This is a genomic window from Asticcacaulis solisilvae (assembly GCF_017875235.1).
GTDB classification, from domain to species: Bacteria; Pseudomonadota; Alphaproteobacteria; order Caulobacterales; family Caulobacteraceae; genus Asticcacaulis; species Asticcacaulis solisilvae_A.
In genome coordinates this window covers 1-26062 of the sequence record NZ_JAGGMI010000010.1, presented here as the reverse complement: position 1 = coordinate 26062, position 26062 = coordinate 1, and the positions used below count along the sequence as shown (strand labels likewise).

24 protein-coding genes are annotated in these 26062 nt (G+C 61.3%); 10 read left to right on the top strand and 14 right to left on the bottom strand.

Going from position 1 to position 26062, the window contains the following annotated elements; genetic code table 11:
- Positions 1-3 precede the first annotated feature (3 nt).
- Entirely contained in the window at positions 4-1908 is a 1905-nt protein-coding gene (locus J2X24_RS15930) for a rhamnogalacturonan lyase (protein WP_209723896.1), read from the bottom strand.
- 100 nt (positions 1909-2008) lie between these two features.
- Positions 2009-3547, bottom strand: a complete 1539-nt coding sequence (locus J2X24_RS15925; protein WP_209723894.1) for a UbiD family decarboxylase — start codon at positions 3545-3547, stop codon at positions 2009-2011.
- Positions 3548-3664: 117 nt separating this feature from the next.
- On the opposite strand from J2X24_RS15925, the gene J2X24_RS15920 reads away from it, so the two are divergent.
- Positions 3665-4564 carry an NAD-dependent epimerase/dehydratase family protein gene (locus J2X24_RS15920; RefSeq protein ID WP_209723892.1) on the top strand — a complete coding sequence of 300 codons (900 nt, stop codon included), beginning with the start codon at positions 3665-3667 and terminating at the stop codon, positions 4562-4564.
- Here J2X24_RS15920 and J2X24_RS15915 read toward each other — a convergent pair.
- From J2X24_RS15915 to J2X24_RS15880, 8 genes are all read right to left on the bottom strand, one after another.
- Positions 4521-5759 carry a sel1 repeat family protein gene (locus J2X24_RS15915; RefSeq protein ID WP_209723891.1) on the bottom strand — a complete coding sequence of 413 codons (1239 nt, stop codon included), beginning with the start codon at positions 5757-5759 and terminating at the stop codon, positions 4521-4523. The two genes, J2X24_RS15920 and J2X24_RS15915, sit on opposite strands and share 44 nt — an antisense overlap.
- A gap of 16 nt (positions 5760-5775) precedes the next feature.
- Positions 5776-6117, bottom strand: coding sequence for a VOC family protein (locus J2X24_RS15910; RefSeq protein WP_209723888.1), 342 nt, complete (start codon positions 6115-6117; stop codon positions 5776-5778).
- Positions 6114-6764: a class I SAM-dependent methyltransferase gene (locus tag J2X24_RS15905; RefSeq protein WP_209723886.1), complete on the bottom strand. Its 651-nt coding sequence runs from the start codon at positions 6762-6764 to the stop codon at positions 6114-6116. The genes J2X24_RS15910 and J2X24_RS15905 overlap by 4 nt, the downstream gene beginning before the upstream one ends.
- Positions 6761-7603, bottom strand: a complete 843-nt coding sequence (locus tag J2X24_RS15900; RefSeq protein ID WP_209723885.1) for a PdaC/SigV domain-containing protein — start codon at positions 7601-7603, stop codon at positions 6761-6763. The genes J2X24_RS15905 and J2X24_RS15900 overlap by 4 nt, the downstream gene beginning before the upstream one ends.
- 103 nt (positions 7604-7706) lie before the next feature.
- Entirely contained in the window at positions 7707-8693 is a 987-nt protein-coding gene (gene ubiA / locus J2X24_RS15895; RefSeq protein WP_209723883.1) for a 4-hydroxybenzoate octaprenyltransferase, read from the bottom strand.
- A 258-nt stretch (positions 8694-8951) separates the two neighbouring features.
- Positions 8952-9545 (bottom strand): hypothetical protein, encoded by a 594-nt coding sequence (locus J2X24_RS15890; RefSeq protein ID WP_209723881.1) that lies wholly within the window; start codon positions 9543-9545, stop codon positions 8952-8954.
- 142 nt (positions 9546-9687) lie between these two features.
- Entirely contained in the window at positions 9688-10470 is a 783-nt protein-coding gene (gene ppk2 / locus J2X24_RS15885; RefSeq protein ID WP_209723879.1) for a polyphosphate kinase 2, read from the bottom strand.
- A 55-nt stretch (positions 10471-10525) separates the two neighbouring features.
- A complete protein-coding gene (locus J2X24_RS15880; protein WP_209723876.1) occupies positions 10526-11113 on the bottom strand; it encodes a PAS domain-containing protein in 588 nt (195 codons plus the stop codon).
- Between the two features lie 147 nt (positions 11114-11260).
- Here J2X24_RS15880 and J2X24_RS15875 point away from each other — a divergent pair, with 147 nt between their 5' ends.
- The 3 genes from J2X24_RS15875 to J2X24_RS15865 all read left to right on the top strand — a co-directional run bounded on the left by J2X24_RS15875 (position 11261) and on the right by J2X24_RS15865 (position 12808).
- Entirely contained in the window at positions 11261-12067 is an 807-nt protein-coding gene (locus J2X24_RS15875) for a hypothetical protein (RefSeq protein ID WP_209723874.1), read from the top strand.
- Between the two features lie 118 nt (positions 12068-12185).
- On the top strand, positions 12186-12425 hold the full coding sequence (locus tag J2X24_RS15870; RefSeq protein ID WP_209723872.1) for a type II toxin-antitoxin system Phd/YefM family antitoxin: 240 nt from the start codon (positions 12186-12188) through the stop codon (positions 12423-12425).
- A complete protein-coding gene (locus J2X24_RS15865) occupies positions 12422-12808 on the top strand; it encodes a type II toxin-antitoxin system VapC family toxin (RefSeq protein ID WP_209723870.1) in 387 nt (128 codons plus the stop codon). The genes J2X24_RS15870 and J2X24_RS15865 overlap by 4 nt, the downstream gene beginning before the upstream one ends.
- On the opposite strand, the gene J2X24_RS15860 is transcribed toward J2X24_RS15865, so the two are convergent.
- Positions 12809-15697, bottom strand: coding sequence for a M16 family metallopeptidase (locus tag J2X24_RS15860; protein ID WP_209723868.1), 2889 nt, complete (start codon positions 15695-15697; stop codon positions 12809-12811).
- A 171-nt stretch (positions 15698-15868) separates the two neighbouring features.
- On the opposite strand from J2X24_RS15860, the gene J2X24_RS15855 reads away from it, so the two are divergent.
- The 4 genes from J2X24_RS15855 to J2X24_RS15840 all read left to right on the top strand — a co-directional run bounded on the left by J2X24_RS15855 (position 15869) and on the right by J2X24_RS15840 (position 21343).
- Positions 15869-17122 carry an SGNH/GDSL hydrolase family protein gene (locus J2X24_RS15855; RefSeq protein ID WP_209723865.1) on the top strand — a complete coding sequence of 418 codons (1254 nt, stop codon included), beginning with the start codon at positions 15869-15871 and terminating at the stop codon, positions 17120-17122.
- A gap of 167 nt (positions 17123-17289) precedes the next feature.
- Positions 17290-19005: a circadian clock protein KaiC gene (gene kaiC, locus J2X24_RS15850; RefSeq protein WP_209723863.1), complete on the top strand. Its 1716-nt coding sequence runs from the start codon at positions 17290-17292 to the stop codon at positions 19003-19005.
- Complete coding sequence (locus J2X24_RS15845; RefSeq protein WP_245344751.1) at positions 19002-19331, top strand: circadian clock KaiB family protein; 330 nt, start codon at positions 19002-19004, stop codon at positions 19329-19331. The genes kaiC and J2X24_RS15845 overlap by 4 nt, the downstream gene beginning before the upstream one ends.
- 8 nt (positions 19332-19339) lie before the next feature.
- Entirely contained in the window at positions 19340-21343 is a 2004-nt protein-coding gene (locus J2X24_RS15840; RefSeq protein ID WP_209723862.1) for an ATP-binding protein, read from the top strand.
- Positions 21344-21397: 54 nt separating this feature from the next.
- Here the strand turns inward: J2X24_RS15840 and hfaD are convergent, their stop codons facing one another.
- Genes hfaD through hfaA form a run of 3 tightly spaced genes read right to left on the bottom strand, consistent with a single transcriptional unit; the run spans position 21398 to position 24102 of the window.
- Entirely contained in the window at positions 21398-22675 is a 1278-nt protein-coding gene (gene hfaD / locus J2X24_RS15835; protein ID WP_209723860.1) for a holdfast anchor protein HfaD, read from the bottom strand.
- Complete coding sequence (gene hfaB / locus J2X24_RS15830; RefSeq protein WP_209723858.1) at positions 22596-23642, bottom strand: holdfast anchoring protein HfaB; 1047 nt, start codon at positions 23640-23642, stop codon at positions 22596-22598. Before hfaB ends, hfaD begins: the two co-directional genes overlap by 80 nt.
- Positions 23632-24102 carry a holdfast anchoring protein HfaA gene (gene hfaA / locus J2X24_RS15825; RefSeq protein WP_209723856.1) on the bottom strand — a complete coding sequence of 157 codons (471 nt, stop codon included), beginning with the start codon at positions 24100-24102 and terminating at the stop codon, positions 23632-23634. Before hfaA ends, hfaB begins: the two co-directional genes overlap by 11 nt.
- Before the next feature lie 302 nt (positions 24103-24404).
- Here hfaA and J2X24_RS15820 point away from each other — a divergent pair, with 302 nt between their 5' ends.
- A complete protein-coding gene (locus J2X24_RS15820) occupies positions 24405-25019 on the top strand; it encodes a rhomboid family intramembrane serine protease (RefSeq protein ID WP_245344750.1) in 615 nt (204 codons plus the stop codon).
- 102 nt (positions 25020-25121) lie between these two features.
- Positions 25122-25553, top strand: coding sequence for a CBS domain-containing protein (locus J2X24_RS15815; protein WP_209723852.1), 432 nt, complete (start codon positions 25122-25124; stop codon positions 25551-25553).
- Positions 25554-26062: the final 509 nt, after the last annotated feature.

Sequence of the window (26062 nt, the reverse complement as noted above, 5' to 3'; positions counted from 1 at the left end):
GCGTTACTTCCTGGCGGGCGCCTTGAAGCCTTCGCCGATATAGAAGCTGGGGTGCGGCGGCTGGTTATAGGCTGTGTTCTGCCAGGCCACGGCCGCGCGATATTGCGGGTCCTGCATGAGCGTCACCAGGCCGATATCCGACGGGATGGGAGTCGAGTAGATACGCAAGGCGGTATTGTCGGCCTTGCGCAACACGACCTCCTCGCGCCAGTCACCCAAAATATCAGCCTGCAGTGCCGGCGTGGCCTTGGTACCATTGTTTGACGCCATGCCGTCAGCCTGGAGCAGCGGTCGGGTCTCGCCGGTATTCCAGTCCCATTTGGAAATAGTGATGTTGTCGAGCATCTCGCGCAACGGGTCGCCATCCCACCAGATGGCGAAGTTCATCTGGCGCGGCCGCTTGTCGCCGATGACCTCGCCCTTGATATTATAGAGGTTGCCGCCGTTCGACGCCCAGGCCTCGGCGCCGGGATAGCGCGGATCAATGTCCGCCGCCACGCCGCGGCCTGTATCCTTGTCGGTGTAGGTCGTCCATAGGACTTCCCCGGTGCGGGCGTCGAGAAGCGCCGAGCCTTTGTTGCCGTTCGCCTTTGGGCTTTCGTGCACGCCAAACTTTTCCAAGCCCGGGCGTGTCGGATCGAGGTCACTGACGTGCATGGCGTCGCCGTGGAACAGCTTGGCGGTCCACAGCGGCTTGCCCGTGTCGTCGAGCGCCATCGCGCCGTAGATGATTTCATCGCGGCCGTCCGCATCGACATCGGCGACGCTGAGCTGGTGGTTGCCCTGGCCGCTGAAGCCTTCGGGCACACCGGGTGCGGTCGAATCGAAGGTCCAGCGCTGGCTTAGCTTACCGCTGCGATAGTCGTAGGCGGCCAAGGTTGTACGCCCGTAATAACCGCGTGCCATGACCGCCGAGGGCAGGGCGCCGTCGAGCCAAGCCACACCGGCCAGATAGCGTTCTGAGCGGTTGCCGTAACCGTCGCCCCAGATCTCCTTCAGGCGTTCCGGCGTCGCCGTGTCGCCTTCGGGCACGCGTGTCGGCCAGTAAGGGACAGTGTCGAGGACGCGGCCGCTGACGCCTTCAAAGACGCTTAGGTATTCGGGGCCCTTCAGGATGCGGCCCTGGAACTGCGCCATCAGCTTGCCGTCGGGCGTCTGTACCGAGCCGGTGCGGTCGGTCTGCTCCAGTTCACCGCCGGTTGAAACCCAGTCGGCATGGGCATCTCCGATAACCTTGCCCTGGGCGTCCTTCGAGCCGTCGGCGGTCTTGACGATCAGTTCGGACTTGCCGTCGCCGTCGAAGTCTTCGACCAAGAACTGCGTGTAGTGGGCGCCGGCGCGGATATTGCGGCCCAGGTCGATGCGCCACAGCTTCTTGCCTTCCAGCGTGTAGGCGTCGAGCAGGACCGGTCCGGTATAGCCGGCGCGGCTGTTGTCCTGGGCGTTGGTCGGATCCCACTTCAGGATGATTTCGTAGTCGCCGTCGCCGTCCAGGTCGCCGGTCGAGGCGTCGTTGGCGGTGTAGGTATAGGCCTTGCCGTCGGGCGTGGTGCCGCCGGCCGGGACATCGAGCGGGATTTCGAGATAGCCGTTGGCCCACGGCTTGACGACCGCGGAGGTCTCCTTGCCGGCCTTGATCTGATAGCTGGAACCCGCGACACCCTTGGCGTCAAGCCAGTTGCTCACGCCCTTGATGGTCTTGACCTTCTTGCCGTCGCGCCAAACGTCGTAGGTCTGGTTGGCAGTATCGCTGTTCAGGATGCGCCAGCTGACAAGGACGCCATTGCCGGTGGCGACAGCGACGGCGCCGCGGTCGAGCGTTTCCAGCTTGCGCGCATTCTGAGCGGAAGCGCCGCCGGCAAGAAGCGCCAGGGCGGTGGTGACAAGGGCAATTCGGCGGAAGGACATGAGCGGCGGCCTCTCTGGATTATGATTGCAGAGTTAAACCGACTATGCTGCAAAATCCGTCACGACCAAACGAAAATTACGCACGATTGCGCATTTTCAATCATCTGCCCTTTGCCCAAATGGGCTTTCCGGAGCCTGGCAGCCCCATCTCCGCCCACTTGGCCGAGACACGGTCGATGACGTCCTGCTCCATGTAGAGCTTCTCGCCCCACTCGCGGTGCGTCTCGGGCTCCCACTTATTGGTCGCGTCGAGGCCGATCTTGCTGCCCAGGCCGCTTTCCGGGGAGGCGAAGTCGAGATAGTCGATCGGCGTGTTTTCGACGACGGTGATGTCGCGCGCCGGATCCATGCGCGTCGACAGCGCCCACATGACATCTTTCCAGTCACGGGCATTGATGTCGTCGTCCACGACGATGATCCACTTGGTGTACATGAACTGGCGCAGGTACGACCATGCGCCCATCATCACGCGCTTGGCGTGGCCCGGATAGGCCTTCTTCATCGCGATGACGGCGATGCGATACGAACACCCCTCAGGCGGCAGCCAGAAATCGATGATTTCCGGAAACTGCTGCTGGATCAGCGGAATGAAGACTTCGTTCAGAGCCTCACCCAGCACGCTCGGCTCATCGGGCGGGCGGCCGGTAAAAGTCGACAGATAGATGGGATCGCGGCGCATGGTGATGGCCGACACTTGGAAGATCGGGAACTTTTCGACGCTGTTGTAATAGCCGGTGTGGTCGCCATAGGGGCCTTCGTCGGCATATTCGTCGAGGAGCACATGGCCTTCCAGCACGATTTCGGCGTGGGCGGGTACCAGCAGGGGCACGGTCTTGGCCTCGACCAGTTCGGCCTTCTGGCCGCGCAGGAGGCCTGCGAACTGGTATTCCGACAGGGTGTCCGGCACGGGTGTCACCGCCGCCAGGATCAGGCCGGGATCGGCGCCAAGGACAGCCACGGCGGGCAAGGGATCGCGTTTGCCCCCTGCCTTCCAGCGGCGGTGATGCTGCGCGCCGCCGCGATGGGCCAGCCAGCGCATGATCGTCCGATCCTTGCCTAGAACCTGCATGCGGTAGATGCCGAGGTTATAGTCGTCCTCGCGCGAATCGGATGGCCCCTTGGTGACGATCAGCGGCCAGGTGATCAGCGGCGCCGGCTCGCCTGGCCAGCACCCCTGGACCGGAAGGCGCGTTAAATCGATGTCTTCGCCTTTCAGGACAATCTCTTGAACGGGCGCCGATTTTACCGTCTTAGGTCGCATGCCCATGACGGTCTTGGCGAGTGGCAGGAGTTCGAGCGCGTCCTTGAAACCGCGCGGCGGTTCGGGCTGGCGCAGGAAGGCCAGCAGTTCGCCGACTTCACGCAGGTCCGATGGCTCGGAGCGTTCCTTGTTATCAAGCGTCACGCCCATGGCAACGCGCTTCACATTGCCGAACAGGTTGACCAGCACCGGCATGGGCGATTTGGAACCATCTGGCATAAGGACGTTTTCGAACAGAACGGCCGGGCCTTTTTCGGCCAGCAGGCGCGTCTGTATCTCGGTCATTTCCAAGTGCGTCGAGACCGGACTCGTCACGCGCACCAGTTCGCCCGCGGCTTCCAGCTTGGCGATAAAGTCTCTGAGCGATTTGTAGGCCATATGTGTTCTCAACGCCTTGGTATGGCGCTGACATAGGCGGGTTCGACAGCGAAGGCAAATGGGCCGATCGCCGCATGTGCCTGTCCTTTCCGCTGTCAAGCTGTTAGGACTGGCGCGATGGAATCGTCTGACAACGCACTGCTGGTCATCGGCGCCCGTTCGCTTATTGGGCGGCGGCTACGCGAAGTCGCAGGGGAATGGCCAGGACCTGTGCGTTTCACTTCGCGCAAACCGCTTGATAATCAATCGTTGATTTTGAATTTTGAAGCGCCGGAAAGCTTTCGACCTGGCATGAATTTTTGCACCGTTATCGTCTGCACGCCAATATGGTTGCTTCAGGAAAAGCTGTTAAATCATCTGGTTAAGGTCGGTATGACCCGTCTGGTCGCCTTCTCTTCGACCAGCGTCTTTACCAAGGGCGATTCAGAAACCGATGAGGAGAGAGTAGTCGTAGGGAAACTCTCCGCAGGCGAAAAATCAATGATTGATTTTTGTGAGGCGCGCGGTGTGGCATGGACAATCCTGCGACCGACCCTGATCTATGACGAAGGCTTTGACGAGAACGTCACGCGCATGGCGGCTATGATCCGCAGGTTTGGGCTGTTTCCGGTCTGCGGCCCGGCCGATGGGCTGCGTCAGCCCGTCCATGCCCGCGACTTGGCGCAGGCGGCGATCACCGTCGCAATGACGGGCGCGACTCGGAACAAGGCCTATAATGTACCGGGGGGAGAAACCCTGACCTATCGCGCCATGGCCGGGCGCATCTTTAGCGCCTTAGGCCGCAAGCCGTTGATCGTCGATGTCCCGCAATGGGCGTGGCGGCTAGGTTTTGGCATGCTCGATATCCTGCAGCCCGGCAGGAAGCTGAAGCGCAATATCGGCATGGTCCTGCGCATGAATCAGGATCTTCGCTTCGATCCGGCGCCGGCCATCGCGGATTTCGGCTATGCGCCGGGACCGTTTACGCCCGATTTCAGCGAAACGGGTCCTGATCGGGAAGCTTCCAGCGTGCGGTGACCTGCAGCACCTTGCCGGCGTAGCGGCTGGTCCAGGCGCTCTTGTTGCCGGAATTCTGCAAGGCGTCCATGATCCGGATGATCGACGGACCGAAACCGTAGCCTGGCGGGCTTTCGTCAACGACGATACAGTCCTTAAAATTGCCGTCGGGCCTGATGCGGCATTCGGCGGTGGCCATGCCGGCCATCGCCGCCTCCTGGGCCTTCATCGGATAGATGTCGAGCGACATCTGGCGGACATAGCCCTGCATGTCGAGCGTGGTGAAGCGGGGGTCGTGGCTGACGACAGCGTAGAGGATCAGGCCCGATGGAATATTGTCGGGCGTGATGATGGTGTTGACGAGCTTGTTGCGCGACACGTCGGGATGGGCGGTGAACCATTCGGCGGCTTCGACGCTGCCGTGGCGCGCCAGGATTTCGTAGAGCCGGGCGGCCTCATTGAGATCGGCTTCGGTGCCAAGCCCGGCCTCGTACTGGCGGGCCATGGCCAGGATCGACGGCACGGCGCCGTAACGCGCCGCCTGGCGATGCCAAGTGAAGGCCTTGGCGTGATCCTGAGGGACCACACTGCCGTCGGAATAGATCTGCGCCAGGCGCGTCATCGACGCAAGGTCGCCCTTGGCGGCGGCGCGCTGCAGGAACTGAATGCCCAGGCCGGTGTCCTGGGCCGTACCGCGGCCTTCGAGATAGGCGATGCCCAGCGCTTGGTTGGCCTCGACGCTGCCTTGCGCCGACGCCTTCTGGCAATAGGGGAAGGCCTGGGCCCAGTCCTCGGCCGAACTGGCGGCGGCCGTCTTGGTCTGGCAGACGTGTTCCTGGACCGCCGGGACGCCACGTTCGCTGGCCTTCTGATAGAAGGTCATGGCCAAGCCAGCATCCTTGGGTACGCCGTCCTTGCCTTCGTCATAGAGCCGCGCCAGGTCGTAGGCCGCGCCGCCACTGCCGCCATCGACGGCCTTGCTCAGCCAGGTCACCCCCTGCGCGGCATCGATGGTCTGGCCGTAGGTGCCATAGAGAAAGGCGTGGCCATAGGCGTACTGGCTGGCGACGTCGCCTTTTTCAGCCTTGGTTTTGACGGCCGCCAGGGCCTGCGGATCGGGCCGCAAGGCCTGTTCGGACGGCGCCGCCGTGGCCAGCGCCGGCAAAAGCGCGAGTGCGGCGGCGAGGGCGGGCAGTATGTGGGCTTTATGCGTCATTCCGGTTCGCGAGGCTTTACTTATCGGACCATACCGCCAATTCGTTGCCGGCGGGATCAGCGAAGTGAAAGCGGCGGCCGCCGGGAAAGTCAAATATATTGCGTGTAATCTTGCCGCCGTTGGCCGTTACCGATTCAAGTGAAACTTCGAGATTGCCGCTATAGAGAATGATCAGCGGCTTGACCGGTTCAGGCGACGTAAAGAAGCCGCCGTCCAGCCCGGCATTGGTCGGACAGGTGTAATCCGGACCATAATCGGTAAAGTCCCAACCGAACGCCTTGCTGTAAAACGTCTGTACAACGGGCAGATTTTCCGCTGAAAATTCAACGTAATCGATCGTATGGTGGGTCTTGGTCATGTGTCCAGTTTCCAGACCGCGGCAGGCTTGACGGAAGCGTCTTCGATGTCGGCCGTGGTGACGATGTCGTAGTCGGCGCAGCGCCTCAAGCCTTCCTTCGGGAAATAGCTGCGGTGCGGATCGCCGATATAGACCGAAGATTCCGCGCCAAGGCGGCGAAAAAATGTCAGCATGGCGTCGGCCATGGGCTTTTCATAACAGATATCACCGGCCAGGAAGACGTCGGCCTCCGGTGCGGGCCCGGCCAACAGATCGCCGCCATGAAAATCGATGGCCACGCCGTTAAGGTCCGCATTGAGGCTGACGGCGGCTTCGCAATAGGGATCGATATCGTTGGCCAGCACGTGTGCCGCGCCGGCTTTTGCCGCGGCTATGGCGACGAGGCCCGAACCGCACGCGATGTCGACGACGCGCCGGCCTTGGACAATCGCTGGATTTTCAAGGATGTAACGCGCCAGGGCCTGGCCGCCGGCCCAGGGAAAGGCCCAGAAGGGCGGTGGCAGGCGCGCATGGGCCATATCGTCTTCGGTCATCAGCCATAGCGGCGTGACCTCACTGGCCTGGTACAGGCGTATCGGCAGGCCTGGGACCGGCTGGATCGTGGTCTGCGCTGTTATGAAGGCCTGGCGCGCGGTAAGGTCGCTCATTCTTCTGGAGCGGCTTCCGCAGCCGATTCGGAAGCCACGGGCGGAGCTTCCTTGGCGGCTTCGCCGGCGAACTGGTCGGCGAATTCCGGGTTCAGCTGGCCGCGTACGACGCTCTGCGGGACTCGGATGACGTACGGACCTTCGGCATAGGGCGCGACTTCGTAGGGCGCGAACAGGACGTCGATGGCGCCGAACTTGCCGTTGACGGTCGAAGGAATGAGGATCAGCCGGCTGTCAGCCAGCTTGGGGCAGGTGAAGCCCGACGCCGCCTGGGTCGTCGGTTCGCCGACGCGCCTGGAGCGCTCGATCTCAATCTGCTGGCAGACATAGGCGTTGGCGGCCGTCAGGTCGGCGCCGGTGGTGAAAAGCCTGGCCGTATTGATCAGTTCCTTGCTCGACTTGTCCCATAGCAGGGCTTCAAAGGTGCTGTTGGGGTGAGCGCCGCCCTGGAAATCGTCCTCTTCGGCATAGAGCGACAGGAGGCGCGGATTTTGCGCGGCGATCTTCCAGTTGATCGAATGGAAATAGGTCGGCACCTCGATGCCTTCGGCGGCCTGGTCTGTGCGGGCCGTGTGGGCGGAGGTGACGAACTCCTTCAGCTTGCGTTCGCCCGTCGTATAGAGCTGGGTGTGCAGTTCCGGATGCGCCCGGATCGCTTCGGGCAGGGTCAGGCGCACCTCGGCGTCAGCATCGGCCTTGGCGAAGCCCAGTGGCGCCACGGTCAGTGGCTTGTCACCGCTCTTGGTCTTTTCGGTTTTCGGCTTGTTGTCGCAGCTGGCCATCCCCAGCAGGGCCAGCGCCACCAGCGAAAGGCGTGCGATCGTCAGTCGATTCCCCATGTCACGTCTCCCGGTCGGTCCTCAAGTCTTGCGGCACTTTATTGCATCGCTGACTCTGTGTTGGTTGTCTATCGCCTGTCAGGCGAAATTTGTGGTGTGCCTTTCACGCAATGGCGTTGGTCAGGTGGACGGCCAGAAGACTGACCACCCACAACAGCCCTGTCGTCCGGTTGGACTTGAAAAGCCGGAGCGCCAGGGGACCATCGTCGATGCGCATGCGGGCGACCTGGCTGAACAGATGCAGGGCCACCAGTATCAGTCCACCGAAAAACAGCGGCGGAAGTTGGGCCAGGTGCGCAGCCAGCCCGGTCAGGAGGACGGCCAGGCCGTAGAAGATGCTGACGCCGGTGGCGGCATTTTCCCCTAGGCGACGCGCGCTCGACTTGACGCCGACCATGGCGTCGTCTTCCAGGTCCTGCAGCGCGTAGATGGTATCATAGCCGACCGTCCAGGCAATCAGGCCGGCATAGAAAACCAGCGCCGGAATGCTGAGCGCATTGCCGACCGTGGCGTAGCCGATCAGGAAACCCCAGTTGAAGGTCAGGCCCAGCCAGGCCTGCGGCCACCAGGTAATGCGCTTCATGAACGGATAGGCCGCGACCAGCAGCAGCGACATCACGCCGAGCAGGATGGCCAGCGTCCCCAGTTGAATCAGGATGCCGAAGCTGACCAGGCTGCACAGGATGATAAACAGCACAGCCTGTTTCGGCGTGATCTGGCCGGCGGGAATGGGGCGATTGCGCGTGCGCTCGACCTGGGCGTCGATGTCGCGGTCGATCAAGTCGTTGAAAGCGCAGCCGGCGGCGCGCATCAGGGCTGAGCCGATAAGGAACAGGATGAGCTTGTAGATCGGGAAGTGTTTCGCCAGGCCCTGCGGATCGTAGACCATGGATCCGGTCAGCGGATCGGCGGTGAAGTAGGGGCGGGCGACCGCAAAGGCCAGGCCCATGGCGCATGGCAGGAACAGGAGCCAGATGCCGACGGGCCGGTCGAAGCGGCCGAGCTTCAGCCAGGGGCGGGCCTTTGCGGGCGCCAGCCGGTCGACCCAGTTCGTCCGGGCGGCGTCGGGGAGCGGGGCGGTCTTTGACATGGCGACTTGATGGGCCGGGGGAAAGGGAAAGTCGAGTGTTATTTGGACGCAGGTACTATCTTCGCCCACCCATTTGTGGGGAGGGGGGACCAGCCGCGGAGCGGATGGTGGGCGGGGCTTTACCGAACGACCAGCTTACTCAAAAACTCAAATTTGAATCTACACATCTACTGACTTCTACAGTTAGCCCCGCCCACCGCCTTCGGCGGTCCCCCCTTCCCATAAATGGGGAGGGCGAAGTTTGATGTAATTTACAAATTAACCCACGCGTTTGTGGAAGTGGAATTCGGTGTCGCGGCTGCGCTTGGCTTCGCGGGCCGGGACGACGCGGGCATAGGGACGGCGGCCGAAGAGCGTGTCCTCCATGCCGGTTTCCAGAACATCACCTTTCTTAGGTGCTTTGAGCGGCAGGTCTTCCATCGGCGTGATGACGTACATGGCTTCCGGCGCGTAGACCAGCACCAGGCCTTCGTTGCGCGGCATGACCTCGGACCAGGCCTTCAGTTGCGAATAGTAAGGCTCGCGACGCCAGGCGTTCGGGCGGTCGTGGTCGACGTCGATGCAAACCGTGCCCTTGCCTTCGAGGCGCATGACAAAGCCGGCGTGGTCCGGACGCCAGCGGCCGTCCATGTCGTCATGCTTGAGCCACAGGCATTTGAATTCCTGGCAGGCCTTGGGGTGCAGACCCCAGACACCGCAGCCGCCTTCGTCGCGCACATTATGGCAGGTCTTGCCCGGCTTCTTCTCGAAATCCTCGATTTCGTAAACCTTGCAGCACAGGGTGCAATCGCCGCACATCTTGAGGCTGGCGCGGCGGACAGGGCTATGGGCGCCAGACGCATTCGTCGTCATCGCGGTTCGGAACCTTCTGTTCTTGAGCGAACGCTTCCGGTCCGCAACTCTTGGCGAATCGTGACAAATCAGGGTCAACAATTGGTTACCGCGCGCGGCGGCGTTGACGATTTTTTATGGCTGTTTTTGCGCGCGCCTGGATTCAGGCGTTGAGCGTCTTCCGGCCCGCAATGACTTCGCTGTAGTCAAAGAGGATATCGGGATCGGGCTTCTTGACCTCGACCGAATATTCGGGACAGCCGACTTCGCGCAGGACATGGCGGATGATCGCTTCACGCGCCTTGGTCTTGGAATCGGTCATGACGATGGTCCACGGCGCGGCTTCGCTGTGGGACCTTAGGAGCATGTCGTCGCGCGCCTTCGAATAGTCGTCCCAGCGCTGCTGCGCCACGGCATCGAGGCCCGACACCTTGAGACGCTTGCGCGGATCGCTGCGCCGGTCGTCCAGCCGCTGCTTCTGTTCGTCGCGCGAGATATCGAGCCACAGCTTGATGAGGTGGATGCCGCCGCGTTCGATCATGGCTTCGAAGTCAGGCACGTCGCGAATGAAGGTTTCCTGCTCCTCAGGGCTGGAAAAACCCATGACCTTCTCGACGCCGGCACGGTTGTACCATGAGCGGTTGAAGATCACCCATTCGCCGAAGCTGGGCAGGTGTTCGGCATAGCGCTGAAACCACCACTGGCCGCGCTCGCGGTCTGACGGCTTGGGCAGGGCGACGACACGCGTCTGGCGTACCGACAGGACTTCGGTCAGCCGCTTGATCGTGCCGTCCTTGCCGGCGGCGTCGCGGCCTTCGAAGAGGATACAGATCTTCTTGTTGTTTTCGGTCGTCCAGATCTGGGCGTCGACCAGGGCGATCTGAAGCTGTTCGAGGCGCGCCTCGGCTTCTGCCTTTTTGTCGGCTTTGTTGTCGTCCTTGGCCATCATAGTCTCCTTCTCCGGACAGGGGAGGGAGACTGCGCCTTGGGCCGATAAGAAATCAAGCTATCCTTTTGCCTTCGGCGGCGACAAGGCGCAGATGGGCGGCGGCCGCCCCGCGATTGGGCTCATAGAGGCGCGACGACACCAGATTATAGCGGCCGACGGAACCGCGCGGATTTTTCGGCGGCGCGCTTGTCGTCTGATAAACGCCAACGAAGCGGTCGGCCTGTCCGGTGCGGCCGCGCAGGGGGCACAGACAGATTTCGAAGGTCACTGTATCGGATTGGGACAGGTCGTCTTCGGCTATGAGCGAATCGAACGATCGCCACGGCGCCGACACGGTGAGCAAAAGCGGCTGTTCGCGCCGGCGGCTCATGACCAGGGCTGTATGCACTGTATCTATGAAGGGCGAACGGAACAGGGCCGGGAAGGCGGTGTCCTTCAGTTCGTAGCCGTGGAAAGCATTCACAAACCCGCCGGCCAGCCGGAAGCGGTGCACATGGTCGTCACCGGACAGCATGATCAGTTGCGGAATAAGGCTTTTCAGCGCCGCCGGATCGAATCGTTCCCGCGTGGGCGCCTGCTCAGGCGAGGTCTGCAGGCCGCGCCAGTAGCTAAGGAACGTAACTGTACCGGAATGAGCCATGGCGGCCTCCTTTCGTGTGTCCCGACGCAAGAATCCTGCCGCCGGTTAAGGATACGCCTGATACGCGAAAGCCTTTCCCGTAAAGGCAATCATAGCGCGGCACGCTCATTGCTTTGACCTCCGGCAAAACCACTTAGGAGCGTCGGAATGCGCGCAATTGTTTCGAAATGGATCGTCGCCGTGCTTAGCCTCGGCCTTCTGGCCGTCGCCGGTCAGGCCGCTGCGGGCTGCAATAATGGCTGTAAGCCGCCGGCACCGCCGCAAGCGCCGCATAACCCCAAGCCGCCCTGCAATGGCTGCGGTGGTGGTCATCACGGCGGCGGCAAGGGTAATGTCGATGTCAACGTCAATGTCAACGTCAAGGCCAATGCCTCGGCTTCAGGCAGCGCTTCGGCGGGGGGCACCTATTATGGTGGTGGTTACGGCAACTGGTCGCAGACCCCCGGCTATCCGCAGCAGGTCGGCGGCTTCACCGTCATGACCGCTGACGAACAGTTCGAATCCTATTCGGAAAGCAAGTCGATGACGCGCCGCATGGTTCTGCAGGCGACCTGCATCGACGACCGCGGCCTGCCGCATCCGGCTTCGCAGGTCCGCGGTGATCGCGATATCCTGGATAGCTATACCGGGGAAGTCTATCGCTGCATCGCCGGCACCCGCATGCAATGGGTCTATGCCGACTATGACGGTAAGGTGAACTTCGACGGCGGCAAGACTGTCACCTGCCAGAAGGGCGACGCCCTGTGGTTCGAGAAGGGCGAACTGACCTGCCGCAAGCAGACCGCCGCCCGCCAGTGCAATGAGCGTTCGCTGCTGCGCCGCTTTGGCGCCGGCATCAAGATCCTGACCATGACGCGTACCGAAACCATCAAGAAGGAGCGCCGCATCGCCGCCCAGTCGAGCCAGATGTCGACCATGAGCTTCGACGGCGGCGTCGGCGGCTTCGTCCAGTAATCCATATAAAGTACTGCATTCCAAAACTGAAAACCCCGCTTCATCGAGGCGGGGTTTTTGTTGCCAATATGCGCCCAAAAGACTAGACTAATTGAACTTAGTCATAGGAGGCCGGTGGATGCGCACCGTCAATATCCATGAAGCCAAGACCCATTTGTCGCGATTGATCGAACAAGTAGGTAACGGCGAAACAGTCATTATCGCCAAGACAGGCAAGCCGGTTGCTAAACTGGTGGCCATAGATGCGCCGGCGCAGCCGAAACGGTTTGATTTTCTGGCAGGTGAATTCGCAGTGCCGGATGATTTCGACACCATGGGCGCGGATGAAATCGCCAAGATGTTTTATGGTGAGGAATGAAGTTCCTCCTCGATACCCATATTCTTTTATGGCTTTCGACAAGTTCACACCGCATTCCGGAAGAAACGCGCCAGCTGCTGGCGCACTCGGACAATGAGCTTGTCTTCAGCGCCGCCAGTATCTGGGAAGTGGCAATCAAGGCAGGTATGGGGCGTGACGATTTCAAAGTGGACCCACGCTGGCTGCGAAGATCATATCTGGACAATGGCTATATCGAACTCCCGATACTTGGGGAGCACGCCGTCGCCGTTGTTGGACTGCCTCCGCTTCACAAAGACCCGTTCGACCGGCTCCTGATTGCGCAGGCAACCGTGGAAGGCATTCTTTTGCTAACCGGGGACCCGCTTGTGGCGCAGTACCCCGGTCCGATCCGCAAACTTTAACTATTTTGCCGCCGCCTTCACCTGGATGCGCATGGCCTTATTCATGTCCAGATAGGCGTTGGCCAGCTTCTGGATGTCGACGGCCGTCACCTTGGTCAGCTGGTCGCGGCGGGAGCGGATAGCTTCGATGCGGCGCGGGTCGCGCGCCGTGCCCGGCAGGACGCGGTTCCAGTAACCATTGGTTTTCAGGTCGTTTTCCAGCCGGTCGAGCGAGGGCTTACGCGCGCGCAGCAGTTCGTCATCGCTGATCGGCTTGGCCTTCAGGTCGGCGACGATCTCGGTCAGGGCATCGATAAAGGCCTGGCTGTCTTCAGGTTTCACCGAGGCCTGAGCGCTCAGGTAACCGTAGCCGACAAAGGCGTTCGATGCATAGGAACCGGCATTGGGGCTGTAGGTCATCGCCTTGTTTTCGCGGATGACGTCGATCAGTCGCAGTTGCAGGACGTTGGACAAAAGCTCCAGGCCGCGCGCCTGGCCAGTATTGGTAAAGAAGTCCGAGCTCGGCCAGGCGATGAAGGTCATGTTCTGGTCGGCGCGGCCCTGGTGCTCGAAGACCTGGGACAGGTTGGCCGTCGGGAACTTGACGATCGCGGCGTCCTTGGCCGGCGTGACGGCGGAGCGGGGTTTCAGCGTGGCGAAGGTCTTGTTGATCTCGGCCACGGCGTCAGCTTCCGAGATGTCGCCGACAATGGTGATTTCGACCGGCGCCGTCTTCAGTTGCGTGTCGATCAGCGCCTTGACCTGGTCGTTGGTGGTGGCGAGGAATTCCTCCTGCGGCGGAATGCCGAAACGTGGGTCGCCTGAGTGCAGGGCGGCATTGGCCTTGAGCTGGAAGACGCCTTCCGGCGTGGCGTTGAGCGAAGTGTAGTAGTTGGGCACGAAGGACTTCAGCCGCTCCCACGAATCGGCGCGGTAGGCCGAATCGGTGGCAAAGGCCATCAGGAGCTGCATCTGGGTGGCGTAGTCGGTCGGATTGGTGCCGCCTGACAGGACGGTAGCGTCCTCGCCAATGTCAAAGCCCATGCCGACGATCTTGCCGGCCAGGGTATCCTTGAGTTCGGCAGCGGTCAGCTTGCCGAGGCCGCCTTCCTGGACGCCGTGCGCCGAGGCTTCGAAGACCGGCGGGTTCCTGGATGGTGACAGGGCCGCCAGACCGCCGGCGAAGCGCACGGTGACGCCGATTTCGTCGTCCTTGAAATCGGTCGTCTTGATGGTGGCCTTGACGCCGTTCGGCCAGGTCAGTTGGACCGCGCCGATATCCTTGATGTCCTCGCGCTTTGACGGCTGAACGGCCGCGCCGAAATCGGCATAGGGCCACGGCTTGGCGGCACTGACTTCGGCTTTCGCCAGTTGTGCGCCCTGGATGGCGGCATAGGTCGCGGTCAGGGCGGCGGCGTCGAGATCGCCCGTCGTCTCGCCGCTGCGCCACAGCAGGGGACCGTCGCTGGCGAACAGCGGGGCCACGCCTTTATTGATGGTGTCCAGCGTCAGGCGCGGTTTCAGCTCCTGGAAGAAGGCGAAGTCCTGGCTTGGCGAAGTAAAGACCTCGCGCTCGCCGACGGCTTCGATGATGCCTTCGGCCAGGCCGCGGTTGTTGCGTGTCTTTTCGCCCTGCATGGCCTGTTTGAACATGGCCTCGTAGTCAGCCAGCAGCCGGTCGAGTTCAGACTGTTCCGCGCCATAAAGCGCGAACTGACGCACCGTGGTGTAGGCCTGGGTGAGGGCGGCCCTGGCCTGTCCGGGCTTGGGCGTGACATTTAATTGCACGCTTTCGGCAGTGCGCTCGGCGCCGGCCTGATAGACGCCGGCGGCGGCAAATGCGGTTTCGGGCAACTTGGCTTGGCGTTCCAGGCGATCGTTCAGCAGCGCCAGGCGCAGCGAATCGATAAAATCATCCGTGCTTGAGGCCTTGGTCTGGTAGGTTTCATCGGGCGCCTTGGACCAGGTGACGGAAATGCCGTCCGGCAGGCCTTTTTCGGTGTAGACGCCGCTGTTCTGGGGCTTGGTCTTGTAGGCGCCGAAGTCCGTCTGGCGCAGGGCCTTGTCGCCGCGTGCCGTCCAGTCGGAGAACCTGGCCTTGATCTTGGCCTCGATGGCATCGACGTCGATGTCGCCGACGACGACCAGGGTCGCCAGTTCCGGACGGTAATAGGCGTTGTAATAGTCTTCGAAGTCGGCGCGAGTGGCGTTTTTGATGATCTCCGTGCTGCCGATCGGCAGGCGCGTCGGATAGCGCTGGCCGGCATAGGCGGTTTCGGACCATTTGATATAGTCGCGTAAGGGCGGCGTGGCGCGCGCGCGTTCTTCGCCCAGGATCACGCCGCGTTCGCGGTCGATGGCGGCCTGTTCCAGCAGCAGGTTGCCGGCCGTTTCGCGCATCAGCATCAGGCCGGTGTCAAGAATCTCGTCGTGGGTCTTGGGCAGGTCCAGCTCGTAGACGGTTTCACCGAAGCTGGTATGGGCATTGGTGTCCGGACCGAACTGCAGGCCGTGACGCTCAAGGATCTTGATCATCTCGCCTTCGGGGACGTTCTTCGAGCCGTTGAACGCCATGTGCTCAAGGAAGTGGGCGAGGCCGAGCTGCTTGTCGCTTTCCATCAGCGAGCCGGCTTCGAAGCGCAGGCGGATCGACGCCGTGCCCGGCGGCGTGGCATTGCGCATGACGGCATAGGTCATGCCGTTGGCAAGGCGGCCAAAGCGCACGGCGGGATCAGGCTTGAGGTCGGAGAAGTCCTGGGCGAACGACACCGGCTTGGTCGGATCGGGCGCGACCGCCTTTGCGGCAACCGCCTCGGCCAGGGCGTGGATGGGCGTGAGCGCCGTGGTGGTCAAGGCAAGAACGGCAAAGGCGGAAATCAGGACAGACTTTACCGGGGTGGCTTTGGACATCGGGTCGCGCTCCAGACTGCTTTGTCGCGGTGTTTTCGTACACTGCGTGATGCACCGGACCCTTGCAGGAAAATCCGGCCGAATAAAGTTAAAATTGCAGCCGGGCGCTTCGGCTTGCGCCCTGTGGCGCCGTCGTCTAAGCCTTGGCAAAAGCGGTGGAGGAGAAGGATAATGAAGCTGTCGCGCCTGTATGCTTTTTCGCTCGGTGTGGTCCTGGCCGCCACAGTGCATACCCAGGCGCTGGCTGACACCCGGCCGCAGAACTGGACGCCGGCCTGGTACGCCGCGCCCGAACCGTCGGGCAGCGAAGCCGCCGCCACCAACCTGACGCTGCGCCAGATCGTGCGAATATCCGAAGGCGGCGAGGCGCTCAGGCTGCGTATCAGCAATGCCTACGGCAAGACGCCCTTGCGTCTGGACGATGTCCGCGTGGCGCGCCGGATCAGCGGCAGCCGCATCGACATGGCGACCGACACTGCTGTCACCTTCAATGGCCGTTCGGGCGTCATCATTGCGCCCGGCGCCTATATGATGAGTGACCCCGTTGCGCTGAAGACCGAAGCGGGAAGCGACCTGGCGGTTAGCGTCTTTACCTCCGGGGCAGCGCCACTGACCACGGTTCACGATATCCAGCGGGGCGTGCTTTATTCGGCGCCCGGATCGCAGGCGGCCGCCGAACTATTGCCGGAAACCAAGGCCGATATCGGCATCGGCAATGCCTTTCCGTGGCTGGCTGAGGTCGAGGTCGTGGCGCCGAAGAACAGGGGCGTCATCGTCGCCTTCGGAGATTCGATCACCGACGGGTTCGGCATTCCGGCTGACAGCGGCGGCACCTGGCCTGACGTCCTGTCGGCGCGTCTGCGTGAAGCCAAAATCCCTCTGAACGTCGTCAATGCCGGCATCAGCGGCAACCGCATCCTGCATCACGGCACCTGGGCGCGGTTCGGCGAAGGCGGACTGTCGCGCTTCGATCGCGACGTCCTGATGCAGCCCAATGTGGCGGCGGTGGTGATCCTGATCGGCATCAACGATCTGGGCCACGCCGGTGGACCGGAAACGCCCGAATACGTGTCGGCGCAACAGATGACCGATGCCCTGAGCCAGATGGCGGCGCGGGCGCACGATCGGGGGGTGCGTGTATATGCGGCGACGCTGACGCCATTTAAGGGCACGGTCTTCAAGGACTATTATGCCGACGAAAAGGAAGAGCGGCGCCAGGCGATCAATGCCTGGATACGGCAATCGGCTGTGTTCGATGGCGTCTTCGATTTCGACAAGGCGCTGGAAGACCCGGCGCGCCCGGGCTGGATGCTGCCGGCCTATGATCTCGGCGACCACCTGCATCCCAACGCTGCCGGCGCCGCCGCCATGGCGGCCGCGGTACCATTGGACATGATCAAACGCGCAAAATCTCGAAAACACTGACGTTTTGATCGTTTCCTTATAAAATATACGGAAACATGAATGGCCGCTTTACCACGGCCATTTCTATCTGATACGCCTGAGTATTGGGGCGGCCGAATATATATGCGCGGAAAGGTGTCATGCCTTGAGGTCCGTCCGTATAAACGGCGGAATTGGTTGAAGGCGATATGGCAGATACGCGTAGTGATGACCGGCAATTGGGTAGCTTGCCCAAGGCGCTGACGGGCATAGACGGACTTGATGAAATTACACAGGGCGGGTTTCCACAAGGCCGGCCGACCCTGATCTGCGGCAGCGCCGGTTGCGGTAAGACCCTGCTGTCCATGGAGTTCCTGGTTCATGGCGCGATGCGCTACGACGAGCCGGGCATCTTCTTCGCCTTCGAGGAAAGCTCCGAGGAGCTGAAAGAAAACGTCAGGTCGCTGGGCTTCGATCTCGACAAGCTTGAAGCCGAAGGCAAGCTGCTGGTCGACCATATCCATGTCGAGCCCAGCGAGATCGAAGAAACGGGGGAATACGACCTCGAAGGTCTTTTCATTCGTCTCGGTTACATGATCGATTCGATCGGGGCCAAGCGTGTGGTGCTCGACACGCTCGAAACCCTGTTCGGCGGCCTGCAGAACGAAGCTATTCTCCGCGCCGAACTGCGACGGCTGTTCCGCTGGCTGAAGGATAAGGGGGTCACCGCCGTCATCACCGCCGAGCGTGGCGACGGTACACTGACACGTCAGGGGCTTGAGGAGTACGTTTCCGATTGCGTGATCCTGCTTGATCATCGCGTCGTCGACCAGACCTCGACGCGGCGTCTGCGCATCGTCAAATACCGCGGCACATCGCACGGCACCAACGAATACCCTTTCCTGATCGACGAAGACGGTTTCTCGGTGCTGCCGGTGACGTCTCTGGGCTTGTCGCACAAGGTTTACAACGATCGCGTCTCAACCGGCGTGTCGCGTCTCGACACCATGTTGTCGGGCGGCATTTATCGCGGATCTTCGGTGCTGATTTCGGGTACGGCGGGCTCCGGCAAGTCCAGCCTGTCGGCGCATTTCGCCAAGGCGACCTGCGAACGCGGCGAGCGCTGCCTCTACATGTCGTTCGAAGAAGCGCCGGCGCAGATCAAGCGCAATATGAAATCGATTGGTCTCGATCTTCAGCCTTGGGAAGACCAGGGGCTTCTGAAGTTCATTGCGACCCGGCCGACCTTCCATGGCCTGGAAATGCACTTGACCGAAATCCATAAGCTGGTCAAACGCTTCCAGCCGACGACCGTCATCATCGATCCCATCAGCAATTTCATCGCGGCCGGAAACGTGCGCGAAGCGCAGGCCATGTTGCTGCGGCTCGTCGATTTCCTGAAGGCACAGGGCATCACCGCTGTATTCGTCAATCTGACGACCGGGCAGGTTGATCAGGAAGCGACCGATATGGGCATTTCCTCGCTGATCGACACCTGGATATTGCTGCGCGACATCGAGCTGGGCGGCGAGCGCAATCGCGGCATGTACGTGCTGAAGTCGCGCGGCACGGCCCATTCCAATCAGATTCGCGAATTCGTCATCGATGAAACGGGCATCGACTTGCTGGACGTCTATGTCGGCCCAGCGGGCGTGCTTACCGGCTCTATGCGTACCCAGCAGGAAGCGCGTGAGGCGGCGGAAAAGCGCGCGCGGCAACTGGAGGCCGATGCGCGTAAGCGCGCCCTCGACCGCAAGCGGGCTGCCCTGGAGGCCCAGATACTGGCGCTTCAGGCGGCCTTCGACGCCGAAGAGGCTGAGGCCGCCCAGGTTCGCGACGAATTTGCCGAGGGCGAGCGTATTCTGCAGGCGTCCCGCGACGATATGGCTGTCAACCGCCGCATGGATGAGGATCACCAAAGATGAGTGACGCGTTTTCTTCTGCTGCACCGGACGACACCATGGCAGGTGATCCGAATGAGCATTTCCAGCTCAGGCTCTATGTCGCCGGACAAACACCGAAGTCCGTCAGGGCCTATGAAAACCTTAAGAAAATCTGCGAGGAGCATCTGGCTGGCCGCTATACGATCGAGCTGATCGACCTGCTGAAAAACCCGCAACTGGCCAAGGGCGACGAGATCGTCGCCATTCCGACGCTGGTTCGTCAACTGCCGCATCCAATCCGCAAGATCATCGGCGATCTCTCGAACACCGACCGCACCCTGGTCGGACTGCAGATCAAGGTCAACTGAGTACAGCCATGCGCGACACGCGGCCCAACGAGATCGAAGCCCTGACATCCGAGCTCGCGCGGGTCCGCCAGGAACTGGAGGTCGCGCAGGAAACCCTGCGCGCTATCCGCAGCGGCGAAGTCGATGCCGTTGTGGTCGAAGGCGGCGATGAGACGACCGTGCTGACGCTGGGCGCGGCGGAACAGACCTATCAGTTGATCGTTGACCAGGTGAACCATCCAACGGCCCTGCTGGCGCCCGACGGTCGCATCCTGCAAAGCAACGCGCTGTTCGCCGCACTGGTTCAGCGTGACGAGGCGGTCCTCAAGGATACCCTTGTCCAGGACATTGTCATACCTTCGAGTCTCAATGCTATCGAAGCGCTGCTCGAAGAGGGCGCCCGGCGCGAGGCCGAAAGGGAACTTATCCTACGTAACGCGTCTGGCCAGCGCATTCCGGTGAGTTTCGGCATACGTCCGTTGAAAGACAATCCAACCGGTCTCTGCCTGCTGTTGAGCGACCTGACGGCCGAGCGGGCGCGCGAACGGATCGTTTCCGAAGAAATCCTGGCGCAATCAATCCTCGAACAGGTTGGCGACGCGGTTATCGTTTGCGATCCTAGCGGCCGGATCGTCCGGACCAGCCGCGCTGTCGAGACCCTTATCGGGGGCGATCCGATCAATCGTTTCCTCGACGAAGCCTTGCCGCTCAAGCACGTGGTGGACGGCGAATTGCAGCCTTTTGCCTTTCGTGCCCTCATCGATACGCCGGAATTGCGCGGGCGTGAGGCCGTACTGCAATGGCCCGACGGGCGCCTCAGCCACGTGATTCTCACGACCGGCTTCCTGTTCGACAAGGCCGGCGAGGTGCGCGGAGCCGTCCTGACCCTGACCGACATTACCGACCGCAAGCGCGTCGAATCGGCGCTGGAGCTGGCCGACCGGCGCAAGAACGAATTCCTGGCCATTCTGGCGCACGAGTTGCGTAACCCGCTGGCGCCGATCAGCAATGGTATTCGGCTGCTGGCGTCGGGCAAGGCGCGCGGTGACATTCAGGAGGAAGCGCTGGGCCTGATGGGGCGGCAGGTGCATAATATGGTCCGGCTGGTCGATGATCTGATGGACGTGTCTCGCATCACACGCGGCAAGATCGAGCTACGCCGCGAACGCCTGAAGCTGGCGGATATCCTGCGGGTCGCCGAGGAAACCTCGCAGCCGGTCATCACCCAGTTCGACCACACCTTGACCGTGGCGCCTGTCAACGATGGTCTATGGGTCGAGGGCGATTTTACCCGCCTGAGCCAGGTTTTTTCCAACCTGCTAAACAACGCCGCTAAGTACAGCGATCGTGGCCGGACGATTACCATCGCGACCGAGATTCATGACGGCGCGGTTGATATCCACGTTACCGACCAGGGTATTGGGATTCGACCGGAAATGATTGACCGTATCTTTGACATGTTTGCCCAGGTTGACGATTCGCTGGAACGTTCGCATGGCGGCCTGGGCGTTGGCCTGACCCTGGTGCGCAACCTCGTCGAAATGCACGGGGGCGCCGTGTCCGTCGCCAGTGAAGGCCTGGGGAAGGGCAGCCGGTTTACGATTCGCCTGCCCCTGATGCCGGCGCCCGCCAATGACGCGGAGGCGCCCGTGGCGGAAACGGCAGGGACGGACGGGCTGAAAATCCTGATCGTCGAGGACAACCCGGCCCTGGCTCAGACCTCCGGTTGGCTGGTCGAGGCCATGGGCCATGATTATCGTATTGCTCACAACGGCGCCGACGCGCTGGCCATGGCATCTGACTATAAGCCTGACGTCGTCATGCTCGATATCGGACTGCCGGGCATGAACGGCTACGACATCTGCCGCGCCATGCGTCAGGACCCGGTGCTGGCGTCGACCCTGTTCATTGCCCAGACCGGGTGGGGGCAGAGCGAGCACAAAGCCATGGCCGAAGCCGCCGGCTTCCATCATCATATGGTCAAGCCGGTCGATTACGAAAAGCTTCAGCAGCTTCTGGCCGTTATAAGATAAGAAAGCCCCATGCAGCCGACAGCATGGGGCTTTTTATTTGTATCTTCTACCGGATTACTTGCTGCCGGACACGTAGTAGGTGGCGCTGTTGCCGACGGCGCGGGCCGACGACACGATCGAGCGGCCCTGGCCAGTGACGGTCGCCTTGCTCACGGCATTGACGTCGCTGTTGTTGATCTGGGTCGAATTGACGCCCATGTCGGCGCGGCAGTCGGCACAGGCGTAGGCTAGGGCCTGGTTGCCATAGGCTTCGGCCGAGATATAGGCGTCGTAGCCGGTATTGCCTTCGAACTCGGCCAGCACATCGACGCCACCGTCCGAGATCTGATTATTGTCGAGTCGGACATAGATGTCGTTATTGCCGGCCGCCAGTTGGTTACCGATGCCGGTGGCCGTGGCGTGCGCCTCGCCATACTCATAGGCATGGGTGACCGCCTGCGACAGAACCGCGCCGACCTGGTGCTGGTCATTGGTCACGACCAGAGAACCGCCCTGATTCTGCAGGTTGACGTTATTGGCGACCGCGGTCGATTCGGTGCCGACATTCCACATATTGCCGCCATAAAGCTCGGCGCGCGAATTGGTCCGGCCCGACTGGGTCTGGTGGACCTCGTGCTCCTGTGAGCCGCGGTCTTCCGAGTAAGAACCATAGTAATTTTGGCCGGCCTGCGCCGCATAGAGGTTGGGCGAGGGTGAATAGTGCACTTCGGCTGAGGTATTGACCTTCACGTCGCTGTCGGAGGACTGCCACGACGCGGCGTCGAGACGGCCGTTGCGCACTTCGTAAGCCGTGTGGTTGGCCTCGGCGGACGCGCGGCCTTCGCCACTGACATAGATCGAGTTGTTCAGGCCGATGACGTGTGTCTTCGCTTCGATCTCGGGCGCGGTCGAGGTCTGGGTCGTCGAAGCCTGCGCGCGGGCGTTCTCGGTGGTGAAACCGGTATAGTTACCCGTGGCCTGGGACGACGCATACACCGGCGTGCCCAGCGACTGACGGCCGTCGGCATCCGTGCCCTGGCCCAGGATATCGGCGGCAGCGCGAATCGAGCCGCGCACCGTCTGGGTCGAGGTCACAGTCGCGTCGACATCCTGGTTGCCGCCCTGCATTTCGTTGCCGGTGGCTTGAGCCTTGGCTTGCGACAGCCCGTCATTTTGCACGACGTTCAGAGTATTGGTCGACGTAATGACGCCGTTTTCCACCTGAACATTGTCGATGACTTCCTGCGCGAGCGCAGGAACGGCCAGCAGGAGACTAGTGCTTGCCGCTATGCTTGCGAACAGGCTTGTCCGCGATGTTTTCCCAGCGGTAAGGATCGGCGCGCGTACCAGCATTGTTGGTCTCCAGATTGTCGTAGGCGGGAGTGAGACCGCCGGTCGCGCCGAGCGAGTCGCTGTAGAGGAAGTCGTTTTGCGGATCGAGGCAGACCTGCGGGCCGGCGGCGCCGTACAGATTGGCCATGAATTCCAGCGTCGAGCGCTCGATCATAGCGCGCACCGCCAGTTGCATCGGCTCAAGCGCGCCTGCGCCGCCCGACAGATCGAAGATGTTGCCGTTCCAGATGTCGAAGACGCCGGCCTTCACTTCACGGCCGACAACCTGCTTCTGGTAGGAGATGACGTCGACCACTTCCAGGGTGCGGGTGTCGACCAGACGCAGGTCCAGGGCGACATTCATCACATAGGTGCGGTTGTAGGCCATGCCCTTGATACCGGTCGAAGCGGTTTCGCCGGCCAGGGCGTCAAAGCCGCCCGAACGGATATTGTAGTTCAGTTCGGTGATGCCGCCGACGATGAAGAAGTCAGAACCGGCGACTTGGCCGGCCATGATCTTGCGGTAATCGGCCGGCTTGGTCGGGTTGGCGACCTGGTCGTCCGTGATCAGCTTGTTGTTGGAGTATTTCAGTTCCAATTCGCCGACCGAGGTGTCGAAACGCTCGACCTGGCGGGCGCCGGCCTTGGCCAGGGCGGTCATCGCCATCAGCGAGGCGCCTTGCGTGATTTCGCGGCCGCCTTCCAGCGACACCTTGCCCGTATAGTCCGAAATCCGACCAACGGCCAGGCGCGGCGAGGCCAGACGGCGGGCGCGGGCATATTCACCCAGGCAAACCAGCGCGTCCGAGTAAGCGGTGGCGTTGCTGGTGACCGGCGCGCGGCCGATCGGCGTTTTGTAATTGCCGGCCGAGTTGACGCCAGGCGCCGAGACGCAGCCCGAAAGGGTGACGGCGATCATGGCCGTTCCGGCCAGCAGGGTCGCGATGCGCTTGAAGCCACCCGTGTGCGTTTTGCTGTTAGAAGCCATTGAGCTGTCCGTTCAGAGAAGTTGTGTCATTGGTTGTGCCGTTGGCGCCGGTTTTGGTGGTGCCGTTATTGTTGGCAGTGACATTGCCATTGTTGGTCTGGGTCGAATTGACGATGACGGTGTTGTAGTTGCCGTTGACCGTGACATTCAGATAGTTGCCGATGGCCGTGGCCCCGCCGTTGCCGGCGCCCGAATAGGCATCGCCGGCGCCGAGCGTCTTGGAATAGGAATAGACACTTTCTTCCGTCACGATCGTGCCGTCCATCAGGACGCGGTTGCCGTTGGCGTCGCGCGTCGACGGGTTTACGCCATGTTGCATCTGGTTGCGCGACATGCCGTAGCCGGTTTCATAGGCCGACACTCCGCGCGACGAAGTCGCCTGGGCGAAAGCCAGGCCGGGAAGGGCAACGGCTACCGAGGAAATTAAGGCCAGACGGCCGAAGAGGTTCAGGTTTGGCATTGTAACGCTCCAGGCCTGGGACATTCACGTCTCAGGCGAATGTCCCTCCAGCAATTCGGGTGCCACTGTCGCCGCAAACCCTAAAAATTACGTGTATCGCGGCGTTTTTCTTTGTATTTTTAGGGATTCCACGTAGTGAAATGTGCCTGGCGAAGGCTGCCGAGGTTGCAAAGTGGGCGCGGGATGATCCATATGGGGGCAGGAATTAGCGCAAATGGCGAGAGCCTGAGTCCCGGAATATGACAGATTACGAGAATCCACAGCGCGCTGGAGGCAAGGAGCCTCTCTTTAATGCGCCGCCTTTGGCCATACTGTTGCCGGTCCTCCTTGTTTCCCTCTATTTTCTGCAATCCCTGTCGCCGGTGGTCAGCGAAAACCTGATTGACAGCTTTGCCCTGTCGTCGCTCCTGCTGCGCAGCGGCGCCTACGAGCTTTTGGTCACGCATATATTCCTGCACGGCAGTTGGACGCATGTGCTGATGAATTCCGCCTTCTGCCTGGCCTTCGCCACCCCCGTCATCCGCGCGTTCGGCAATGGGGCAGGGGGCGTCGCCTCTTATATTGGCTTCTTTCTCGTGTGCGGGATTGCGGCCGGACTGGGATATTGTCTGCTCAACTGGTCTTCGCCGGTATCCGTGGCGGGGGCGTCGGGCGCGGTATCGGGCCTGATGGGAGCGGCGATTCGGCTGGGCGAACGCGACCGTGAACCGGTCGTGCGGTCCTTCCTGCATCCGCAGGTACTGGCCATGACCGTCGTCTATTGCGGCCTTAACGCTGCAACGGCGTTTACGCCGCTGGTTTTTGGCGAAGGCGTTCAGGTCGCCTGGCAAGCGCATATTGCCGGCTTTTTGTTCGGCCTGCTGATTATCTCGCCTTGGCTTCGTGTATTTCACCGGCATCGTTTCACAACAAAGTGACCCCTGCTGCAGTGCAGTAAGCATTGCATTTTCGCTCCCTTTCAGGTGACGCTGTTCTTTTAGTAGCGTCAAATGAGATAAATCCACCGGGAGGGTGTCGCTATGTTGGTTAATCAGCTTCTAAATGCCAAGGGGCGTCAGGTTTTTACTGTATCACCCGATGATAGTCTTTCATCGGTTGCGGCTTTGCTGCACACGCGTAAGGTCGGGGCGTTCATTGCCACCGACCGTATCGGCCGCGTCGTCGGCATCGTGTCCGAGCGCGATATTATCGGCGCCATTGCGGAGTGGGGTGCGGATGCGCTCACCAAGCCGGTGTCGGAAATCATGACGCGTGATGTGATCTTTGCCGATCAGGCTGAAACGATCGAATCCCTGCTGGAACGCATGACCGATCGCCGTATCCGCCATCTGCCTGTCATGGACGGTGCGCGTTTGGTTGGCATCGTTTCGATCGGCGATCTGGTCAAATCCAAGATTTCCGAGGTCGAGCTCGAGGCGCATACGCTGAAAAGCTATATCGCCGCCGGCTAACTTCCTGAACTTACTGTCGACAAGCGCCAATCTGGGGATAAGTGCGATTTCCCCGGATTCGGCGCTTGCGTGTTTCTGAGGGCTTGTCTAGAAGCCGCTTCCTCGCTGCACCGCAGCCTTTTGAAACAACGGCCTCACGAAATCGTCTCCTAAAAAAGTCGATTGGGACTTGAAGCCGGAACCAAAAAGGATTAAGTACAGCGCTTCACCGATTCTGAGGGATCTTTAAGGATTGTCCGCAAGGTCATCCGACGGGGAACTTTTCGGCTTCGCTTCCGCAAAAATCGCCGCTCAAACGGCTCTGTGGAAAAGATGAAAAATCGGTTGACACGGTTTGGTCGCTTCGGTAAATGAGCGCCTCCTCTGATAACGGGATTGGTTATCACCGCAGCCGGCTCGGCTGGTTGCGGATAAGGTCTTTGACATTGTAGATATTGGAAAGAGAAACGCAGGCGGCGGTGATCTAGCGGAGATGTTGAGATACATCTCTACACGACTACCAAAGTGTT

Coding starts and splice junctions, on each gene's coding strand:
- J2X24_RS15840 (WP_209723862.1), top strand. CDS start 19,340: ATGCGCGACACGCGGCCCAACGAGATCGAAGCCCTGACATCCGAGCTC.
- hfaA (WP_209723856.1), bottom strand. CDS start 24,102: ATGCCAAACCTGAACCTCTTCGGCCGTCTGGCCTTAATTTCCTCGGTA.
- J2X24_RS15875 (WP_209723874.1), top strand. CDS start 11,261: ATGCGCGCAATTGTTTCGAAATGGATCGTCGCCGTGCTTAGCCTCGGC.
- J2X24_RS15905 (WP_209723886.1), bottom strand. CDS start 6,764: ATGAGCGACCTTACCGCGCGCCAGGCCTTCATAACAGCGCAGACCACG.
- J2X24_RS15920 (WP_209723892.1), top strand. CDS start 3,665: ATGGAATCGTCTGACAACGCACTGCTGGTCATCGGCGCCCGTTCGCTT.
- J2X24_RS15910 (WP_209723888.1), bottom strand. CDS start 6,117: ATGACCAAGACCCACCATACGATCGATTACGTTGAATTTTCAGCGGAA.
- J2X24_RS15925 (WP_209723894.1), bottom strand. CDS start 3,547: ATGGCCTACAAATCGCTCAGAGACTTTATCGCCAAGCTGGAAGCCGCG.
- ubiA (WP_209723883.1), bottom strand. CDS start 8,693: ATGTCAAAGACCGCCCCGCTCCCCGACGCCGCCCGGACGAACTGGGTC.
- hfaD (WP_209723860.1), bottom strand. CDS start 22,675: ATGCTGGTACGCGCGCCGATCCTTACCGCTGGGAAAACATCGCGGACA.
- J2X24_RS15845 (WP_245344751.1), top strand. CDS start 19,002: ATGAGTGACGCGTTTTCTTCTGCTGCACCGGACGACACCATGGCAGGT.
- J2X24_RS15915 (WP_209723891.1), bottom strand. CDS start 5,759: ATGACGCATAAAGCCCACATACTGCCCGCCCTCGCCGCCGCACTCGCG.
- ppk2 (WP_209723879.1), bottom strand. CDS start 10,470: ATGGCCAAGGACGACAACAAAGCCGACAAAAAGGCAGAAGCCGAGGCG.
- J2X24_RS15900 (WP_209723885.1), bottom strand. CDS start 7,603: ATGGGGAATCGACTGACGATCGCACGCCTTTCGCTGGTGGCGCTGGCC.
- J2X24_RS15865 (WP_209723870.1), top strand. CDS start 12,422: ATGAAGTTCCTCCTCGATACCCATATTCTTTTATGGCTTTCGACAAGT.
- hfaB (WP_209723858.1), bottom strand. CDS start 23,642: ATGGCTTCTAACAGCAAAACGCACACGGGTGGCTTCAAGCGCATCGCG.
- J2X24_RS15930 (WP_209723896.1), bottom strand. CDS start 1,908: ATGTCCTTCCGCCGAATTGCCCTTGTCACCACCGCCCTGGCGCTTCTT.
- J2X24_RS15890 (WP_209723881.1), bottom strand. CDS start 9,545: ATGACGACGAATGCGTCTGGCGCCCATAGCCCTGTCCGCCGCGCCAGC.
- J2X24_RS15860 (WP_209723868.1), bottom strand. CDS start 15,697: ATGTCCAAAGCCACCCCGGTAAAGTCTGTCCTGATTTCCGCCTTTGCC.
- J2X24_RS15855 (WP_209723865.1), top strand. CDS start 15,869: ATGAAGCTGTCGCGCCTGTATGCTTTTTCGCTCGGTGTGGTCCTGGCC.
- kaiC (WP_209723863.1), top strand. CDS start 17,290: ATGGCAGATACGCGTAGTGATGACCGGCAATTGGGTAGCTTGCCCAAG.
- J2X24_RS15815 (WP_209723852.1), top strand. CDS start 25,122: ATGTTGGTTAATCAGCTTCTAAATGCCAAGGGGCGTCAGGTTTTTACT.
- J2X24_RS15870 (WP_209723872.1), top strand. CDS start 12,186: ATGCGCACCGTCAATATCCATGAAGCCAAGACCCATTTGTCGCGATTG.
- J2X24_RS15880 (WP_209723876.1), bottom strand. CDS start 11,113: ATGGCTCATTCCGGTACAGTTACGTTCCTTAGCTACTGGCGCGGCCTG.